16 protein-coding genes are annotated in these 18,142 nt (G+C 60.9%); 6 read left to right on the top strand and 10 right to left on the bottom strand.

Annotated features, from left to right (window positions below; translation table 11 throughout):
- The first annotated feature begins 51 nt into the window (after positions 1-51).
- Together gmd and fcl are read left to right on the top strand one after the other, a co-directional pair.
- Positions 52-1,176, top strand: a complete 1,125-nt coding sequence (gmd, locus tag AC2FNZ_RS10215; RefSeq protein ID WP_496840491.1) for a GDP-mannose 4,6-dehydratase — start codon at positions 52-54, stop codon at positions 1,174-1,176.
- A 10-nt stretch (positions 1,177-1,186) separates the two neighbouring features.
- Complete coding sequence (gene fcl / locus AC2FNZ_RS10210; protein ID WP_496840490.1) at positions 1,187-2,164, top strand: GDP-L-fucose synthase; 978 nt, start codon at positions 1,187-1,189, stop codon at positions 2,162-2,164.
- Between the two features lie 33 nt (positions 2,165-2,197).
- Here fcl and AC2FNZ_RS10205 read toward each other — a convergent pair whose 3' ends face one another.
- The 8 genes from AC2FNZ_RS10205 to AC2FNZ_RS10170 all read right to left on the bottom strand — a co-directional run bounded on the left by AC2FNZ_RS10205 (position 2,198) and on the right by AC2FNZ_RS10170 (position 13,174).
- Entirely contained in the window at positions 2,198-3,274 is a 1,077-nt protein-coding gene (locus AC2FNZ_RS10205) for a DUF2793 domain-containing protein (protein ID WP_496840489.1), read from the bottom strand.
- A gap of 255 nt (positions 3,275-3,529) precedes the next feature.
- Complete coding sequence (locus AC2FNZ_RS10200) at positions 3,530-4,966, bottom strand: mannose-1-phosphate guanylyltransferase/mannose-6-phosphate isomerase (RefSeq protein ID WP_496840487.1); 1,437 nt, start codon at positions 4,964-4,966, stop codon at positions 3,530-3,532.
- 72 nt (positions 4,967-5,038) lie between these two features.
- Positions 5,039-5,932, bottom strand: coding sequence for a UTP--glucose-1-phosphate uridylyltransferase GalU (gene galU, locus AC2FNZ_RS10195; RefSeq protein ID WP_093963131.1), 894 nt, complete (start codon positions 5,930-5,932; stop codon positions 5,039-5,041).
- A gap of 218 nt (positions 5,933-6,150) precedes the next feature.
- Positions 6,151-7,956, bottom strand: a complete 1,806-nt coding sequence (locus AC2FNZ_RS10190) for an ABC transporter ATP-binding protein (RefSeq protein ID WP_496840485.1) — start codon at positions 7,954-7,956, stop codon at positions 6,151-6,153.
- A 1-nt stretch (position 7,957) separates the two neighbouring features.
- Positions 7,958-8,887 carry an ABC transporter permease subunit gene (locus tag AC2FNZ_RS10185; RefSeq protein WP_170341315.1) on the bottom strand — a complete coding sequence of 310 codons (930 nt, stop codon included), beginning with the start codon at positions 8,885-8,887 and terminating at the stop codon, positions 7,958-7,960.
- 12 nt (positions 8,888-8,899) lie between these two features.
- A complete protein-coding gene (gene oppB / locus AC2FNZ_RS10180; RefSeq protein ID WP_093963128.1) occupies positions 8,900-9,823 on the bottom strand; it encodes an oligopeptide ABC transporter permease OppB in 924 nt (307 codons plus the stop codon).
- A gap of 68 nt (positions 9,824-9,891) precedes the next feature.
- The gene (locus tag AC2FNZ_RS10175) at positions 9,892-11,520 is read right to left on the bottom strand and encodes a peptide ABC transporter substrate-binding protein (RefSeq protein ID WP_170457629.1); all 1,629 of its coding nucleotides are present in this window, start codon (positions 11,518-11,520) and stop codon (positions 9,892-9,894) included.
- A 418-nt stretch (positions 11,521-11,938) separates the two neighbouring features.
- The gene (locus AC2FNZ_RS10170) at positions 11,939-13,174 is read right to left on the bottom strand and encodes a lytic murein transglycosylase (RefSeq protein WP_496840484.1); all 1,236 of its coding nucleotides are present in this window, start codon (positions 13,172-13,174) and stop codon (positions 11,939-11,941) included.
- A gap of 139 nt (positions 13,175-13,313) precedes the next feature.
- Between AC2FNZ_RS10170 and AC2FNZ_RS10165 the strand changes: the two genes are divergently transcribed.
- Genes AC2FNZ_RS10165 through AC2FNZ_RS10150 form a run of 4 tightly spaced genes read left to right on the top strand, consistent with a single transcriptional unit; the run spans position 13,314 to position 17,311 of the window.
- Entirely contained in the window at positions 13,314-14,276 is a 963-nt protein-coding gene (locus AC2FNZ_RS10165; protein WP_496840482.1) for a cytochrome ubiquinol oxidase subunit II, read from the top strand.
- Positions 14,273-16,363 (top strand): cbb3-type cytochrome c oxidase subunit I, encoded by a 2,091-nt coding sequence (locus AC2FNZ_RS10160; protein WP_496840480.1) that lies wholly within the window; start codon positions 14,273-14,275, stop codon positions 16,361-16,363. Before AC2FNZ_RS10165 ends, AC2FNZ_RS10160 begins: the two co-directional genes overlap by 4 nt.
- Positions 16,360-16,992, top strand: a complete 633-nt coding sequence (locus tag AC2FNZ_RS10155; RefSeq protein WP_093963125.1) for a cytochrome c oxidase subunit 3 — start codon at positions 16,360-16,362, stop codon at positions 16,990-16,992. Before AC2FNZ_RS10160 ends, AC2FNZ_RS10155 begins: the two co-directional genes overlap by 4 nt.
- A complete protein-coding gene (locus tag AC2FNZ_RS10150; protein ID WP_254435610.1) occupies positions 16,985-17,311 on the top strand; it encodes a cytochrome o ubiquinol oxidase subunit IV in 327 nt (108 codons plus the stop codon). Before AC2FNZ_RS10155 ends, AC2FNZ_RS10150 begins: the two co-directional genes overlap by 8 nt.
- Positions 17,312-17,318: 7 nt before the next feature.
- Here the strand turns inward: AC2FNZ_RS10150 and AC2FNZ_RS10145 are convergent, their stop codons facing one another.
- Both AC2FNZ_RS10145 and AC2FNZ_RS10140 read right to left on the bottom strand, forming a co-directional pair.
- Positions 17,319-17,681: a fluoride efflux transporter FluC gene (locus AC2FNZ_RS10145; RefSeq protein ID WP_170341325.1), complete on the bottom strand. Its 363-nt coding sequence runs from the start codon at positions 17,679-17,681 to the stop codon at positions 17,319-17,321.
- Positions 17,678-18,049 (bottom strand): fluoride efflux transporter FluC, encoded by a 372-nt coding sequence (locus AC2FNZ_RS10140; protein ID WP_496840479.1) that lies wholly within the window; start codon positions 18,047-18,049, stop codon positions 17,678-17,680. The genes AC2FNZ_RS10145 and AC2FNZ_RS10140 overlap by 4 nt, the downstream gene beginning before the upstream one ends.
- Between the last annotated feature and the right edge of the window lie 93 nt (positions 18,050-18,142).

Genomic DNA, 18,142 nt, shown 5'->3' with positions numbered 1-18,142 from the left:
GCTGTTTTTGGGGCGACAAATGGGCGTCCATAAAACTGGTGGAACAAACTGATGACCAAAAAAGCGCTGATCACCGGAATTACCGGACAGGACGGGTCTTACCTGGCCGAATTTCTGTTGGCAAAGGGCTATGAGGTTCACGGGATCAAGCGTCGGGCATCCTCGTTCAACACCCAGCGGATCGACCACATCTATCAGGACCCCCACGAGCCTGATCCGAAGCTGCGCCTGCACTACGGCGATCTGAGCGATACCTCGAATCTGACCCGCATCATCCAGGAGGTTCAGCCGGACGAAGTCTACAACCTGGGCGCCCAATCTCACGTGGCCGTCAGCTTCGAGTCTCCGGAATATACCGCGGATGTCGATGCCATCGGCACCCTGCGTCTGCTTGAGGCGATCCGGTTCCTGGGACTTGAGAACAAGACCCGGTTCTATCAGGCGTCAACTTCGGAACTTTATGGGCTGGTCCAGGAAACTCCGCAGCGCGAAACGACCCCGTTCTATCCGCGCTCGCCCTACGCGGTGGCCAAGCTGTATTCGTATTGGATCACGGTCAATTACCGTGAGGCGTACGGGATGTATGCCTGCAACGGAATCCTGTTCAATCACGAAAGCCCGCGCCGCGGCGAAACCTTTGTCACCCGTAAGATCACGCGTGGTCTGGCCAACATCGCCCAGGGCCTAGAGAAGTGCCTTTACATGGGGAACATCGACAGCCTGCGCGATTGGGGCCATGCCAAGGATTACGTGCGGATGCAGTGGATGATGCTGCAGCAGGACAAGCCCGAGGATTTCGTTATTGCCACCGGCAAGCAGTATTCCGTACGCCAGTTCATCGAATGGTCGGCGGCCGAGCTTGGGCTCACCCTGGAGTTTTCGGGCAGCGGTGTCGACGAGGTCGCAACGGTGACGGCGATCGACGGCGACAACGCCCCAGCGCTGAAACCCGGCGACGTGATCATGCGGATCGACCCGCAGTATTTCCGCCCAGCCGAGGTGGAGACGCTGCTGGGTGACCCGTCGAACGCCAAGGCCAAATTGGGATGGGAGCCGGAGCTGACCGTGCAGGAAATGTGCGCAGAGATGGTGCGGGAAGACCTCAAAACCGCCAAGCGCCACGCCTTGTTGAAAGAGCATGGATTCGAATTGCCGGTCAGCCTGGAAAACGGCTGAGGAGGCAGAAATGCGCAAGATCTACATCGCCGGACATCGTGGCATGGTAGGTGGAGCAATCCTGCGTCAGCTCAAGGCGCGCCAGGCCGATGGCGAGCCGCTTGAACTGGTGACCCGAACCCATTCCGAATTGGATCTGACGGATCAGGCGGCCGTCCGCGCCTTCATGCAGGCCGAGCGCCCAGACGTCGTGATCCTGGCCGCTGCCAAGGTGGGGGGGATCCACGCCAACAACACGTATCCTGCAGATTTCATTTACGAAAATCTGATGATCGAGTGCAACGTGATCCATCAGGCTTTTGCGGCCGGTGTACGGCGTCTTCTGCAGCTGGGCAGTTCCTGCATCTACCCGCGTGAAGCAGCGCAGCCGATGCGCGAAGACGCGTTGTTGACGGGTGTTTTGGAGCCGACGAACGAACCCTATGCGGTTGCCAAGATCGCCGGGATCAAGCTGTGCGAAAGCTACAACCGCCAGCACGGGGTCGACTATCGGTCGGTCATGCCGACCAACCTGTATGGGCCGGGCGACAATTTCCACCCTGAGAACAGCCATGTTCTTCCAGCACTGATCCGCCGCTTCCACGAAGCCAAACGCGACGGGCTGGACGAGGTGCTGATTTGGGGAACTGGCAAGCCGCGGCGTGAATTCCTGCATGTCGATGACATGGCCGAGGCATCGCTGTTCGTAATGGATTTGCCGCAGGACGTGTATCAGGCCAATACGCACCCCATGCTGAGCCACATAAACGTGGGCTGCGGGCAGGACGTTTCGATTGCCGAACTGGCCGCACTGATCGCCAAAATCACCGGGTATTCCGGCCGGATCACGCAGGACACCACCAAGCCTGATGGTACGATGCGCAAGCTGATGGACGTTTCTCGGTTGGCCGAGATGGGCTGGAAAGCACGCATAGGTCTCGAAGATGGTATCCGCGAGACCTATGCTTGGTTCCTTGATCAATCGGCCGGCGACCTGCGGGCCAAATAGGCACCCGGCCCAAAGACCGGGTGCGTTCGGTGATCAGAACCAGCGGCCGATGGCTGCGACTGTCGGGCTTATCGCTGCCGGATCGGACACCGCCGCCAGAACTTGCCACGCTACCTGCGTTTCGGTCGGCAAATCGAAGCTGATGAACCGTCCCAGTGCATTACCGCTGCCGCTCAGGGTCGGAGTGCTGCCCGCAGCAAAAGGCGCGGGGAAAGCCCAAGTATTCTGAGGGCTTGCAAACAGTGGCCCCATGCCGGCGGTACAAGTCACCGCGCTCGCCGCGAGAGTGCAGATCTGAGTTCCGTCCGCGAAACGAACGAATTCGCCGTTCGCATTTGCGCCGCGCTCGATCACTGCGCCGGTAGGGGTCCCGCCAGACTGCGTCACCTGACCCAAGAGGTTGCCGGGGCAATATCCGTAGTCGGCTCGCATCAGCCGTCCGGGTGTTACATCTTCAGGGTTGGCTTGAACGGCCGCGCCACTGATCGTTCCCGATGTGGCATCCACGCGCACCGCCTCTGTCCAAGAGCCTCCGTCAGGTGAAACCTTGATGGAAAAATCGGTATTGCCCGCAAGGCCCATCTCGGCGTGACCGGTCCAGTTGGACTGAAACAGAAGGGAGGCAGTGTCAGTCGCGCTCGCCTTGTTGATCTTCAACTGGTGGTCGCTTCCGTCGTGGCTCAGCAATGTGGCGGGACCCCGAACCGACAAGCGGTTGGTCGGATCGTATCCGGTTGCGACCCCGACCCCGGCAAGGTTTGCTGTATTGACCGGAGGATCGATCCATCCCCCGTTGTCCCAGACCTTGAGCGCGGCGCTGGCTTGATCCCAAACCCGCCATCCGTTTGCCGGAGTGACAAAGACCCAAGCATTGTCCAACCATGCTGCGAGCTGCCCAGGCTTCCCCGCCCAGGCGCCTGTCGGGCTGGCCCCCAAGCCGTAGATGGCACCTTGATCTGGTGCCGCAGGCGGAATGGTTTCATCCAGAGCCACAACGCTCAGCTGCACGATCAGGTCCAGCTGCCGCAGCGCTTCGTTGTGGGTGACGTGTTTTTGCGCCTGTGAGGGTTGCAGAAACGGCAGATTCAAACGGGGGGTGTTTTGAGACACGGGCGGGAACCTCCTTGGGCCATCGATTCATGGAATTCGCTGCGCGCCACCCTGCCGCGGATGGGATGAATCCCCGCTTTCACGTGCGAACGGCACAAAAAGGATTTGGTTACTTATGGATTTCCAAATACGAAACAAAGCCGCCCTTTTGGGGCGGCTGTGTATGGTTTTACGATGGAGGTCGACCAGCTGATTCTATTCTGTACGCCCAAAGCGTGAACCGTTAGCGGCCAGAGCTGCGTTGTTCAGCCACGATCAGTTGCGGGCGTAGACATCCTCGTATCGGATAATATCGTCTTCTCCCAGGTAGGCGCCGGTCTGGACCTCGATCAGGACCATAGGCACCTTGCCGGGGTTTTCCATGCGGTGAACCGCGCCAAGGGGGATGTAGACAGACTGGTTTTCGCTGACCAGACGAACCTCGTCATCGATCGTGACCTTGGCGGTACCTTCCACGACGATCCAATGCTCGGACCTGTGGTGGTGGGATTGCAGGCTCAGGGCCGCGCCGGGGTTTACGTGGATCCGTTTGACCTGGAATCGTTCGCCCACGACCAGGCTCTCGAACCAGCCCCAGGGGCGATGGTCGACCGGCAGAGCTTCGGCCTGCGGTGCCCCTTTCTCCTTCAGGGCAGCCACGGCCTGTTTGACGTCCTGTGCCTTGTCCATGCTGGCCACCAGAACGGCATCCGGCATGGCCACAGCGATCATGTTCTCGAGCCCCATGGCCACGACTTCTTGGGAGGCTGACTCGGACCGGATCAACACGTTGTTACAGTCGATCGTCGTCACCTCACCGGTGGTCGCAACGCCGTTTTTGTCAGGGCTGCTCAGTTCCTGGACGGCCGACCAGCTGCCGACATCCGACCAGCCGGCGGCATAGGGAACAACGCTCAGGTTTTTGGCCCGTTCCATGACCGCGTAGTCGATCGAAATGTCTTCGACTTTCCCCCAGGCCAATGCGTCCAGTCGCAGAAAGCCAAGATCGGCCTTCGCGTCCTCGACTGCAGTCTGTACCGGCGGCAACAGGTTGGGTGCATGATCCTGGAACGCAGCGATGATGTCGCGCACCGCAAACAGGAAAATTCCGGAATTCCACAGGTAACTGCCATCGGAAATCATGGCCTTGGCCCGATCCAGATCGGGCTTTTCAACGAAATGGTCCAATGCGACCGCAGCACCTGTCGCGTCGGGCGCAGCGCTGAGCTTCAGATATCCATATCCGGTTTCCGGCCTGTCCGGAGTGATTCCGAACGTCACCAGATGGTGGTCCCTCTCGATGGCGGTCACACCTTGAGAAACCGCCGCGTGGAACGCGGATTTGTCGGGAACGACGTGATCGGACGGCGCCACCAGCATCAAAGCATCCGGGTCTACCTTGGACAGGTAAAGCGCGGCCGCCAAGACCGCCGGAGCCGTGTTGCGGCCTTCAGGTTCAATAAGGATCGGACCGGGGTCGACACCAATGGCGGTAAGCTGCTCGGTGACGATGAAGCGGAACGATTCATTGGTGAGTATCAGGGGCTTGGCGTACGGTGTGTCCTTGGGCCCTCGCATCCTGTCCGCACAGTTCTGCAACAGGCTGCTGCTTCCGACCAGAGGCACGAACTGTTTGGGATAGCTTTTTCGGGACAGCGGCCAAAGTCGGGTTCCGGAGCCGCCGCACAGAATGACAGGATAGATGGTGGTCATGACGAATGGGCTTTTCGGCTGGTTTTCTGACGTTTTATCGCAGTCATCACAGGGTGGGTGAAGGACCGCCGCTTATTGGGCGGCCCGACCTGTGGCAACAATATCATTCAGATAGGCGCTCAGATCGTCGCGCAGGTCATTCCGGGCCAGCGCAAAGGCCACCGTGGCCTGCAGGAAGCCTGCCTTGGATCCGCAGTCGAACCGTTGACCATCAAAGCGGTATCCGAAAACCGGGACCCCGTTGCCGATGTCTTCGGCGATGGCATCGGTCAGCTGGATCTCCCCGCCGCTGCCTTTCTTCATCTGATTGAGGTTGTACAGAACCGATGGCCCCAAAATGTATCGACCGATCACCGCCATGTTCGACGGAGCCTCGTCGGCCTTGGGCTTTTCGACCATGCCGCGGGCGCGGATCACCTTGCCGGAACTGTCGGCCGCGTCCAGAATCCCGTACGAGCTGGTTTTTTCGGGTGCGACCTCCATCGCGGCGACCATGTTGCCGCCGGTTTCCTCGTAAGCCTCGACCATCTGCTGCAGGCAGGGTTTGTCGGCGGCAATAACGTCGTCGGGCAGCATGACCGCGAAGGGTTCATCGCCGATCAGGCGGCGGGCGCACCATACGGCGTGTCCCAAGCCCAAAGCCTTGTGTTGGCGGATATAGGCGATAGCACCGCTTTCCATGTTGGTGTTCTCGAGAACCTCCAACAAATCATCCTTGCCTTTGGCCTTCAGTTCCTGCTCCAGCACGAGATTGTGGTCGAAATAGTCTTCGAGTGCCGATTTCCCGCGTGATGTGACAAAGATGAACTCGGTAATACCCGCAGCGCGGGCTTCGTCGATGGCATATTGAACGAGGGGCCGGTCAACCAGCGTCATGATTTCCTTCGGAACGGATTTCGTTGCCGGAAGAAACCGGGTGCCCAATCCTGCGACAGGGAAAATCGCCTTGGTGACCTTGCGTGACATGTGACCTCTCAAATTCAAAAACTTAGCCGGCGGACGTGGTGCATCCGGGGCTTCCTCTTAGGCTGCGAAACCGGATCAATCAATGATGCCCGAAGAAACAGGCCGAAAACGACCGAAGGGTGCCATCTGGTCATGGCAAAGTCAAAATACCCATTTCCAATATCTCTGCCCTAACGGGCAAGCACCCCGAAGCCGGTTGCCCGGCTTCGGGGACAGGATCAAGCGCTCGCCATGATCGCTTCCAGCGGATCGTGTTCAGCCACGAAATGCCCGGGCGAAATCTCGCTGAGCGCGGGAACATAGTCGGTCTGACCCGCTGCCAGACGGCTGGGCAGGAACCGCAGCGCTGCCTTGGGATCCATGGGCGAGGGCAACTCGCCCGGCAGTTTCAGTCGTTGGCGGCTGCGCTCGACATCCGGGTCCGGGATCGGAACCGCCGAGATCAGCGATTGCGTGTAGGGATGAACCGGGTTCGCGCAGATCACCTCGCCATCGCCCAGTTCGACGATCCGACCTAGATACAGAACCATGATCCGGTTCGACACCGCGCGCACCACCGACAGGTCGTGGCTGATGAAGATCATCGACAGGCCGAACTCCTGCTGCAGTTCCTTCAGCAGCTGCACGATCTGCGCCTGGATCGACACGTCCAGCGCCGAGACCGCCTCGTCGCAGATGATCAGCTTGGGCTTGTTGATCATCGCCCGTGCGATGCCCACCCGCTGGTTCTGCCCGCCCGACAGCTCGTGCGGGTAGCGGTTGATCATGTTGGCGTTCAGGCCGACCCGTTCCATCATCTCGGCGACCATCTGCTTGCGCTCGCGCTCGGTCAGGTCGGGGCGATAGGTTTTCAGCGGTTCCGCGATCGAGGCGGAGATCGTCATCCTCGGGTCCAGGCTGGCCAGCGGGTCCTGGAACACGATCTGCAGATCCTTGCGGTACTTGTTCAGCTCGGCCCGTTTCAGCCCGACGATCGGATGGCCCAGCCAGCTGACATTGCCGTCGCTCGGCTCGATCAACTGCAGCACGGCACGGGCGAGGGTGGACTTGCCGCAGCCCGATTCACCGACCACGCCCAGGGTTTCACCCTTGCGGATGTCAAAGCTGACGCCGTTCACCGCCTTCAACGGCACCTTGCGGCCAAAGATGCCGCCCGGAACGTGGATCGGGAAATGCACCTTGACGTCATCGACCTTCAGCAGCGGCGCCTCGTCGGTCTGCACGGCCTTGGGCGCGTCGCCCGCGTCGATGCGGGGCATGGCCTCGATCAGGGTGCGGGTATAGTCGTGCTTGGGCGCGTGAAAGATCTCGCGCGTGTCACCGGCCTCGACGAACTCACCCAATCGCATGACCTGCACCCGGTCACACATGCGGGCCACGACGCCCATGTCATGCGTGATCAGGGCGATGGCTGTGCCTTCGTCCTTTTGCAGACGTACCATCAGGTCCAGAATGTCGGCCTGAACGGTCACGTCCAGCGCGGTGGTCGGTTCGTCGGCGATCAGCAGCTTGGGATTGCACAGCATCGACATGGCGATCATCACCCGCTGGCGCATCCCGCCCGACAGCTCGTGCGGGAACTGGTCCAGACGGCGCGCGGCCTCGGGGATGCGCACGCGGTCCAGCCATTCCAGGCACCGTTGCCGCGCGGCCGAACCCTGCAGGCCTTCGTGCACCTGCAAGACTTCGCGCATTTGCTGGCCAACCCGCAGATGCGGGGTAAGGGCGGTCAGCGGGTCCTGAAAAATCATGCCCACGTCATCTCCGCGGATCTGGTTCAGCTTGTTCACGGGCAGGTTCAGAATTTCCTGCCCGTTCAGCAGCACCGACCCGGTGGCCCGGCCCGCCGGCGGCAGCAGCCCCATCGCGGCCATGAAGGTCTGGCTTTTGCCCGACCCGCTTTCGCCGACGATGCCCAGGCATTCGCCCGGAGCGATGTCAAAGCTGATGTTCTTGACGGCCTCGACCACCCCGTCGGGCGTGTCGAACTGAACGCTCAGGTTCTTTACGGAAAGCAGGCTCATGTCAGCGGTCCTTTGGATCCAGTGCGTCACGCAGGCCATCGCCGATGAAGAACATCGTGATGATGATGGTGACGTAAAATGCCAGGGGGTACATCAGTTGCCACAACGTGCCGTAACCCATGGTTCCGGCGCCCTCGGCGATCAGACGACCCAACGAGGTATAGGGTTCAGAAATCCCCAGCCCCAGGAACGAGATGAAACTTTCCGTCAGGATCATCTCGGGCACCAGCAGCGAGGCATAGACGATCACCACGCCCAGCAGGTTGGGCAGGATGTGGCGGTACATGATGGTGAACTCGCTGACACCGGCGGCACGGGCGGCCTCGATGAACTCGCGGTTCTTCAGGGTCAGGGTCTGGCCGCGCACGATCCGCGCCATGGTCAGCCAGCCCACCGCACCCAGCGCGATGAACAGCATGAAGAACGACCGCCCCGCCACGACCAGCAGCAGGATGATGACCAGCGTGGCCGGAATGGCCAGCAGGATGTCGACGAAGCGCATCATCACGCCATCGACGCGCCCGCCGATGTAACCGGCGGCGATGCCGTAGCAGGTGCCGACGATCAGCGCGGTGGCCGCCCCGATCAGGCCCACCAGCAACGAGGTGGTGGTGGCCTGGATGACCCGGCTGTACAGGTCGCGCCCCAGATCGTCGACGCCGAAATAGTGGCCGGTCTCGATGGACGGCATACCCATGCCGGCCACGTCGCCCATGACGTTCCAGTCGATTTCCTCGTTGCTCCAGACGGCAAAGTAGGGCCCGATGATCGTGAACAGAACGATCAGGCCCAGGATGAACACGCTGGCCATGGCGGCCTTGTTGCGGACAAAACGCATCCGCGCGTCCTGCCAAAGCGAACGCCCCTGAATGACCGTGTAATCGGTGATGTCTTCGGCCAGATGGGCGGCTTTCTGAGATTTTCCAAGCATTTGCCAGCCCCCTCAGTAACGGATTTTCGGATCGAACCAGGCATAGGCCAGGTCGGTCAGCAGGTTCACCAGAACGGTCAGAACGCCATAGAGGATCGTGACCCCCAGCAGCACCGCATAGTCGCGTGACAGGGCCGAACCCACATAGGCCTGCCCCAGCCCGCCGGTCGAGAAATAGATGTCAACGAAGACCGAACCGGTCAGCACATAGACGAAGACCGGCCCCAGATAGGACACCACCGGCAGCAGCGTGGGTTTCAGCGCGTGACGCCAGATCACGGTGCGGGTCGGCAGGCCCTTGGCCCGCGCGGTGCGGATGAAGTTCGAGTTCAGAACCTCGAGCATCGATGACCGGGTGATCCGCGCGATCGAGCCCATGTACGAGGTCGCAAGTGCGATGACGGGCATGATCAGGTATTGCCACTGACCCCCGTTCCAGCCGCCGCCCGGTAGCCAGCCCAGCCACAGGGTGAAGGTCAAAATCAGGATCGGGCCCATGATGAAGTTCGGCAGCGCCTGGGCGGCGATGCCCAGACCCACGGCGAAATAGTCGATCCAGCTGTTGTGGCGGATCGCAGCGGCGATGCCCAAACTGACGCCCACCAGCGTGGCCACGAGGAAGGACAGCATCCCGTAGGTCAGCGAAATCGGAAAGCCCTGCGCGATGATGTCGTTCACGTCGCGGTCCTTGAACTTGAAGGATGGGCCGAAATCGAAATGCACGACGATGTTGTACAGGTAATCCCACAGCTGTTTCCACAGCGGCTGATCCAGCCCGTAGCGCGCCTCGATATTGGCCAGAACCTGCGGCGGCAACGGCCGCTCCGAGGTGAAGGGCCCGCCGGGCGCGAAGTGCATCAGAAAGAAACTGGCGACGATCAGCAACAGGATCGTCGGAACGGCGATCAGCAGTCGCCGGATGACATAGGCAAGCATTTCATGCCCCCAATTATTGGCTCTGCCCCGGAGCCGGTCCGGGGCAGGGCGCGATCAAAGGATGATGATTACTCGGCGATCTTGTAGAGGTTCTTCGAGTACCAGTTCTGCTCGACGTTGTTCACCGGCCAGTTCCCCACGTCGCTGTCCATCATGTAGACACCGGCATAGTGGTAGATCGGGATCACAGGGGTTTCCTGTGCGATGATCCGCTCAACCTCGGTGTACAACGGGGCCGGATCGTCCGAGGTTTTGGCCTGGGCCAGCAGCTCGTCGACCTTGGCATTGTTGTACTTGCCGTCATTGTAGCCGGAATCCGACTGCAGCAGGTCCAGGAAGGTTGAGGCTTCGTTGTAGTCGCCGCACCATGCGCCGCGGGCCAGCTCGAAGTTTTGGTTGCCGCGCTCTTCCAGGAAGATCTTCCATTCCATGTTGGCCAGCTCGACCTGCGCACCCAGCTTCTGCTTCCACATCTGGCTGAGGGCCACGGCGACTTTCTTGTGCGCCTCGGAGGTGTTGTAGACCATCGCGAAGCTCAGCGGGTTGTCCGGGCCGTATCCGGCCTCGGCCAGCAATTCCTTAGCCAGCTCGTCGCGCTCGGCCTGAGTCATCGACGCCATTTCCACGACCGGCGGAGTGAACCCTGCGGTGGCTTCGGGCACGAAGGTGTAGGCTTCGGGCTGACCGCCGGCCAGGATGTTCTCGGTGATGATCTTGCGGTCAACCGCCAGCGACAGGGCCTGTCGCACGTTCGGGTCCTTGAAGGCCTCGGGGCCGCCGTCGGACAGATTGAACGTATAGTAGTAGTTGCACAGGCGCGGGAAGCTGATCGCCTCGTTCGGGTATTCCTTCTTCAGGCGCGGGAACTGGCCTGCGGGTACCTCGGTTCGGTCCAGCTCACCGGCCAGATAACGGGTCAGGGCCACATTCTCATCGTTGATGACCAGGGCCACGACCTTGTCGATGATGGTGTTGTCGTTGTCCCAGTACATCGGGTTGCGCTCGCGCACCGAGCGTTCGTTGGGCAGGTGCTCGGTCAGGACATAGGCGCCGTTCGAGACGATGTTGCCGGGCTTGGTCCATTCATCGCCGAACTGCTCGATGACCTTCTGCGGGGCCGGGAAGGTGGTCGAGTGCGTGGTCATCTGCGGGAAATAGGGCAGCGGCGCGCTCAGTTTCACTTCCAGCGTGTGATCGTCGATAGCCTTGACGCCCAGATCGTCGACCGGCTTGTCGCCGGCGATGATCTCGGCGGCGTTCTCGATCGACATCAGCTCCATGAACCAGGCATAGGGCGAGGACAGGGCCGGATCGACGGCACGCTTCCAGGCAAAAACGAAGTCATGTGCGGTGACCGGATCGCCGTTCGACCACTTGGCGTTGTCGCGCAGGGTGAAGGTGTAAACGTCCTTGGTTTCGTTGGTGGTATAGCCGGTGGCCACGCCCGGAACCAGGTTGCCGTCTTCGTCCTGATTCATCAGACCTTCGAACAGGTCGCGGACAATCTCGGCGCCCGACACGTCCTCGACCACCTGCGGGTCGACCGAGCTGTGCTCGTCCAGCACGCGGTAGACGAAGGTCTGGTCATCGGCCAGCGGCTCGCCGGTGACCGGATGGGTGCCCGCGGCCAGCGCGGCACCGGTGATGAAGGTCGAGCACAGCAGGCCCGCCACCGAGTTTCGAAGGATGGTTTTCATGATCTTCTCCCAATTATTGTGGCGGCGGTCTGCGCATCCATATGGGATGGCGTCCGGCGGCCCTGGTTGCCCGACATCCGCTGGGACCCGGTTTTTTTCGATTTTGGGTTGTGCCAATTCGCAAGGAACACTGCGTCGCAGCTTTCTGGATTGCAGTCGGTGAAGTGGATGCAAGAGCTTCCTCTCGCTGGCCGAGACCGTGCCACTATTTTGGGCAGGGTTAAAGCCTTCCCATGAGTCCGGATCGCCTAAAGGTAGAAAGAAACTTCGTGACGCGTGGTCGCTGAAATTTTGTAACGATGGCGTGTATCGTTGCGATATTTTCGTGCCCAGGCCGCTCGGATTGCAGTCTGTGGCGCGATCTGTTTCGGCAGAATTTCGCCGCCCGCTTTCGCCCAATCAGGCGAATCGCCAGCGGTCAGGGACGCAACCGCGATTTCATGTCGGCCTCTGGGAAACAGGTGGCGCGCTGGCCAGTTTCTTCCTGCCAGCGGCCGATCGACCGGCGGGTTTTGTATCCCGGAAGCCCGTCGGCACCACCCACGTCATGCCCCATCGCGATCAACGCCTGCTGCATGGCCGCGATATCCGACCTGTAGAGACCGCCCACCTTGCCCCAGCGGCCTTTGAAATCGCCCACGCCATACTGAATGCGATCGCCCACATGGCCCACGAACAGGGCGTAGAGGTCGCTCATGTTATAGTCTTTGAGAACGTAGAAATTGGGCGTTACGACAAAGGCCGGACCGTTCCGGCCAGCTGGCATCATCAGGTAGCCCTCGCCGCGCAGCTCGTGTTCGGGGAAGGGGCGGCCCGAGACGCGTGTGATGCCCATGGCAACCCAGTCGCGGATCGCCCGGCCCTGGTCGGGACCCTCAAGCGCGCAGGACACAGACGCCGGTACGGTCACCTCGAACCCCCAATCGCGGCCGCTGACCCAACCGTGCCACGCGAGGTAGTTTCCGATCGATGCAATCGTGTCGTCTGCCGACCCCCAGATGTCGGCCCGGCCGTCTGCGTTGCCGTCGGCCGCGTGGTTCAAAAAGCTGGTCGGCATGAATTGCGGCTGGCCCAACGCGCCGGCCCAGCTGCTTTTCATCGCGCGGCCATTCACGTGACCGCCCTGGACGATCTGCAGCGCGGCGATCAGTTCGCCGGTAAAATAATCCGCGCGCGTGCTCATGAAACCTTTGGTGGCCAGCACCTGGATCGCGTCATGCCGGATCGGAACCTGCCCATAGCCGCTTTCTCGGCCCCAGACCGCAAGGATGATCCGGGCGGGAACGCCGGTCTGTTCCTCGACCCGGCGCAGCGTTTCCGCATGACGCTTGGCCATACCCCGACCGCCGGTGGCGGCACCCTGAACCGAATTTGCGTTGAAATACCGGCCGGGGGACCCGAACTCGGCTTGCCTTTGCTTTTTGGGTGCCCGTGTAGGGGAGCCCGGCGGAACAAGATCAGGCAGCTCCCAATACAGGCGAACCCCGTCGGTTGCGCTGTCAAACGTGCGGCGCGATACACCCTGTGCCCGGGCCAACGGCCACACCTGTTGCTGCAACCAGTCCTGAAACTGCCGCTCGACCACAGCTCGGTCCTGCGCGATCGCTGCGCCGGAAAACGCGATCAGTCCAATCAGAAAAAGCAGTAAACGCATGACACAATGACTGACCCGAGCCACTGGTCAAGTCAACTCGACGGTGACGTGGTTCCTGGCCGCCGGGGAAAAACCTTGTGAAATTTGCTGACTCTGCCGATAGTTGCACCAACCTGAGGTTTGATGAGGGCGATCCGGCGTGAGTGGAAACAGGACTATACCTGCGGTACTGACAGCGCTGATCGTGGTCGTATTGTGGTTGGGCACGGCGCAATCGGCTCTGGCCAGCGACAGTTTCATGGATCCTCAAGGCCCTATTGCGGCGGTCCAAAAAACACACCTGGTGCGCGCAACCGCGTTGATCCTGATCGCGGTCATTCCGGTTTTGGTTTTGGTCCCCTTGATCGCTCTACGCTATCGGCGCCGCGCGCAAAGCCCGGCTGCCTATCGGCCCAAATGGGATTTCTCGCCCATGCTGGAAACCGCGATGTGGGGTGTGCCGGTGGTGATCGTGGCGCTGCTGTCCTTTTATCTTTGGAAAGCAACCCACCGGCTGGACCCTTACGCGGCCCCGTTCGGCGATGAACCGGCCCTGCGCGTGCAGGTGGTGGGGCTGGATTGGAAATGGCTGTTCATCTACCCCGACCTGGGCATCGCGACGGTGGGTGAGTTCGGGGTACCGACAAAACAACAGGTCGCCCTGACACTGACGACGGACACGGTGATGCAGTCGTTCATGGTTCCAGCCCTGGCAGGGCAGATCTATGCGATGCCGGGAATGACGACCCAATTGCATCTCGTGGCTGATGCCCCCGGACAAATGCAGGGCGAAAACACCCAGTACAACGGGCGCGGCTTCACCAAGCAGAAGTTCCAGACGGTCGCGATGCCGCCGCCGGATTTCGACTCATGGGTCGACCGTGTTCGGCAGAACGGTATCGTTCTGGACCCTTCAACCTACCGGATGTTAGCCATGCGGACGGACCGGGACGAGGTTCAGAACGCGCTTGGCACCGCGCAGATGCCGGACAATGCGCTGTATTTCCGTCTGGATGATGGCGATCTGTTCCACAGCATCCTGGGCCGGTATCACAACGGGCAACCTCTGCCGCAGGATCAGCAACCGGGAACCGCCCAATTCGGCCAGGAGGACAAGCAATGACATCTGCCGAGTCCGGTTTCTTCGGCCGTCTGAACTGGGATGCCTTCCCCATCGCCGGGCTGATCCAGGATCCCAACACGAATGAAATCGTGGCCAATGCCGCGGCGGGCGTGGTGATCGTCGGTGTGGTCGCGGTTCTGGGACTGCTCACCTTGTTTCGCCTGTGGCGGCCGCTGTGGCGTGACTGGCTGACCAGCGCGGATCACAAGAAGATCGGCATCATGTATATCGTCTTTGCCATCGTCATGCTGGCGCGCGGCGTTCTGGAAGGCGTCGTGATGCGCGCCCAACAGGCGGCCGGGCCGGGCGAGGGGTTCCTCGAGGCCGAACACTTTGCCGAGCTGTTCAGCACCCACGGCACGATCATGATCTTCTTCGTTGCGGTGCCCTTCGTGTTCGGACTGGCGAATTTCCTCGTCCCGCTGATGATCGGCGCGCGCGACGTGGCCTTTCCGGTGATGAACCAGATCAGCCTCGGTCTGACGGTTTCGGCGGGGATGATGCTGATGGTCAGCCTGGTGGTGGGCGAGTTTTCCACCGGCGGCTGGACGGCCTATCCGCCCTATACCGGCGCGGCCTTCAATCCAGGCGTGGGGCCGGACTATTGGATCTGGGCGATCGTGGTGTCGGGCATTGGCACCACCCTGACGGGGATCAACTTTGCCGTCACGATCTACAAGCTGCGCGCGCCGGGGATGAAATTCATGCGGTTGCCGATGTATTGCTGGACGATCATCTGCAGCTCGATCCTGATCGTGTTCGCCATGCCGCCTTTGGGGGTGGCGGCGCTGTTGCTGGCCGCCGACCGGTATCTTGATTTCCATTTCTTCACCAATGACCTGGGCGGCAACATGATGAACTATGCCAACCTGTTCTGGCTGTTCGGCCACCCCGAGGTCTATCTGCTGGTTCTGCCGGCCTATGGCATCTATTCCGAAGTCTTCGCGACCTTCTCGGCCAAGCGGCTCTATGGCTACAACTCGCTGGTGATCGCGACCATGTCGATCGCGGTGCTGTCGTTCACCGTCTGGCTGCACCATTTCTTCACCATGGGCCAAAGCGCCCTGATCAACGCGGTCTTCGGGATCGCCACGATGCTGATCGCCATTCCCACCGGCGTTAAGGTCTATGACTGGATGGCCACCCTGTATCGCGGCCGCATCCGGTTCTCGGTGCCGATGCTGTACGGGCTGGCCTTTCTGATGCTGTTCGTGATCGGGGGGCTCAGCGGTGTGATCCTGGCCAATCCGACCGTCGACTATCAGGTGCACAATACGCTGTTCCTGGTCGCGCATTTCCACAACGTGTTGCTGCCGGGTGTCTTGTTCGGCTTGCTCGCTGGCTACAACTACTGGTTTCCCAAGGCGTTCGGCTTCCGCCTGGATGAGGCCTGGGGGCGGATATCAGTCGTGCTGTGGACGGTGGGCTTCATGCTGACCTTCCTGCCGCTGTATTTCGTGGGCCTGATGGGTATGCCGCGCCGTTCCTACAGCTGGGAGGACCCGAGCTTTCACCCCTACATGATTGTTGCGGTCATCGGCGCGCTGGTCATTCTGGCCGCGCTGTTGTCGGTCGTCATGCAGCTGTGGGTCAGTATCCGCAACCGCGAACAGAGCCGCGTTCCGATTGGCGACCCCTGGGACGCCCGCACGCTGGAATGGTCGATCCCCGCGCCGCCGCCGCCCTACAATTTCGCGATCATCCCGCATGTCACGGACCGCGACGATTTCGCCGCCGCGAAAGAGCGTGGCGAGGCCTACCCGCACCCCGACCGGTACGAGGACATCACTATGCCGCGCAACACCAGCATCGGTTTCGTGCTCTGCGTGCTCAGCGGTGTGTGGATGTTTGCGCTGGTCTGGTGGATCTGGTGGCTGGCGGCGCTGGTGACAGTGATGATGATCCTGTCATTCATCCTGTGGACCTTTCAGACCGATACCGAAGAAGTTGTATCTGCTGAAGACGTGCGCAGGCAGCACGAGGCTTGGCTGGACCTTGTCCGCAACGCGACCCCTGTGAACCGGGATCACGAAGGCGCGCCAGAAAACACCGGGCTTGCCCGACCGGATCTGGAGGCGGCGACATGAAGCCTGCACCAACCCACAGTTACCCTGGTCTGAACCTTGGGCGTCGTCATGCCAGCGCGCACAAGGCGACCGAAGTGGTGACCTTCGGTTTCTGGGTCTTTCTGATGAGCGATCTGGTCTACTTCGGGCTGATGTTCGGCGTCTACATCACCATGATCGACGCACAGGCCGGTGGGCCAGGCCCGCACGAGTTGTTCGATCTCTATAGCATCTTTGCCCAGACGCTGATCCTGTTGACCAGCAGCCTGACTGTTGGACTTGCCATGCTGGCGCTGAAATACAACCTGCCGCGCGGTCGGATCGTCCTGTGGTTCGGGGTTACACTGCTGCTTGGGCTGAGTTTTCTGGTCCTCGAGATCCGCGATTTCATGTCGATGGCGGAAAAGGGCGGCATCCCGCAGCGCAGCGGTTTCCTGTCCGCCTTCTACGGGCTGGTGCCTCTGCACGGGCTACATGTGGCGGCGGGCTGTGTGTGGCTGGTCGTTCTGGGCATTCAACTGCGGGTCATGGGGATGACCGACCTCGTGATCTCGCGCGTGGTGCGGCTGGCCCTGTTCTGGCACTTCCTTGACCTGATCTGGATCGGCATCATCACCATCGTGTATTTCGGAGGGCTGACCTATGGATAAACGGTCCGAGATGCACAGGCGTGAGCGGCGCCGGTATGTCGTCGGCTATGGCGGCTCGCTGTTGCTGACACTCATCGTGTTTGCGATCGCCTACTGGTTCGGCATCGAGACCAAGGGTGTCTATCTTGCAATTGGGCTGTTGGGTCTGGCGCAGTTGATCGTTCAACTGGTCTATTTCCTGCATATCGACCGTCGCCGCAGCAGCCGCGAAGATCTGGATTTGGTCCTGTTCTCGACGCTGGTTCTGCTGATCATCATTCTTGGAACGGTCTGGATTCTGGGCAATCTGGCTATGCGGATGCACATGCCGGGCATGTAGCGACCGGCTAGCCCATCACCCACAGTCCCAGCCACAGGGCCAGCCAGCACAGTCCGAGGCTGAGCAGGATGTTTCCACCCGCAAGGACAATCGTCCGCTCACGCTGCAGTTCAAGAGACTGGTAGGCAAAGCTGGAGAATGTCGTGAACCCTCCGCAAAAACCGAAAACCAGGCGCTTTTCTTCTTCGGCCATCTCCACGGGCCCGCCCAGGTAGCCGATCCAAAGCCCCAACAACAGGCTGCCCAATACGTTCACGACCAGCGTCGAGACCGGCAGGTCGTGGGTGATGGCCCGCGCGACCCAGTGGCGAAGGACTGCTCCCAGTCCGCCGCCCAGTCCAAACACCGCATGCAGATACAGATCGGTCATTCGGCCCGCTCCCCTGAGTGGCGGCGGCGTCCGACTGCCTCGCCCAGAATGGCCGCGCCCAAACCGCAGATGACTTCGGCCGCCAACGGGAAGATGACCGACCAGCCGTCGGTTTCAGCGATCCGTTCCAGTTCGGCGGCAAAGGACGAAAACGTCGACAATCCGCCGCAGAAACCAACTGCCCCGAGGTGCAGAACATGGGCATGCACCCGGCCTCGTATGGCGTAGAGCCATCCCAGAATGAAACAGGCCACGACATTGATGCCGAAGGTCGATGTCAGCAACGGCATCCCCGGAATTTCCAGCGCAAACAGTTCGCGCAGGATCGACCCGGCCGCCCCGCCGACAAAGACGGCAGCGTACATCATGGGCTTCCCCGAAACTGCCGCCTGAGTTTTGGCCAAGGACGCTTCTCCGCCTGTGGGGTTTGGATTTGGATAGCGGCTGTGCCGCCCGGGTTC

The organism is Ruegeria sp. SAZA006 (assembly GCF_059613465.1).
The sequence above is the reverse complement of the archived record's forward strand: the minus strand, read 5'-3'. Positions and strand labels throughout refer to the sequence as shown.

Coding starts and splice junctions, on each gene's coding strand:
- gmd (WP_496840491.1), top strand. CDS start 52: ATGACCAAAAAAGCGCTGATCACCGGAATTACCGGACAGGACGGGTCT.
- fcl (WP_496840490.1), top strand. CDS start 1,187: ATGCGCAAGATCTACATCGCCGGACATCGTGGCATGGTAGGTGGAGCA.
- AC2FNZ_RS10200 (WP_496840487.1), bottom strand. CDS start 4,966: ATGACCACCATCTATCCTGTCATTCTGTGCGGCGGCTCCGGAACCCGA.
- galU (WP_093963131.1), bottom strand. CDS start 5,932: ATGTCACGCAAGGTCACCAAGGCGATTTTCCCTGTCGCAGGATTGGGC.
- AC2FNZ_RS10190 (WP_496840485.1), bottom strand. CDS start 7,956: ATGAGCCTGCTTTCCGTAAAGAACCTGAGCGTTCAGTTCGACACGCCC.
- AC2FNZ_RS10185 (WP_170341315.1), bottom strand. CDS start 8,887: ATGCTTGGAAAATCTCAGAAAGCCGCCCATCTGGCCGAAGACATCACC.
- oppB (WP_093963128.1), bottom strand. CDS start 9,823: ATGCTTGCCTATGTCATCCGGCGACTGCTGATCGCCGTTCCGACGATC.
- AC2FNZ_RS10175 (WP_170457629.1), bottom strand. CDS start 11,520: ATGAAAACCATCCTTCGAAACTCGGTGGCGGGCCTGCTGTGCTCGACC.
- AC2FNZ_RS10170 (WP_496840484.1), bottom strand. CDS start 13,174: ATGCGTTTACTGCTTTTTCTGATTGGACTGATCGCGTTTTCCGGCGCA.
- AC2FNZ_RS10160 (WP_496840480.1), top strand. CDS start 14,273: ATGACATCTGCCGAGTCCGGTTTCTTCGGCCGTCTGAACTGGGATGCC.
- AC2FNZ_RS10155 (WP_093963125.1), top strand. CDS start 16,360: ATGAAGCCTGCACCAACCCACAGTTACCCTGGTCTGAACCTTGGGCGT.
- AC2FNZ_RS10150 (WP_254435610.1), top strand. CDS start 16,985: ATGGATAAACGGTCCGAGATGCACAGGCGTGAGCGGCGCCGGTATGTC.
- AC2FNZ_RS10145 (WP_170341325.1), bottom strand. CDS start 17,681: ATGACCGATCTGTATCTGCATGCGGTGTTTGGACTGGGCGGCGGACTG.
- AC2FNZ_RS10140 (WP_496840479.1), bottom strand. CDS start 18,049: ATGATGTACGCTGCCGTCTTTGTCGGCGGGGCGGCCGGGTCGATCCTG.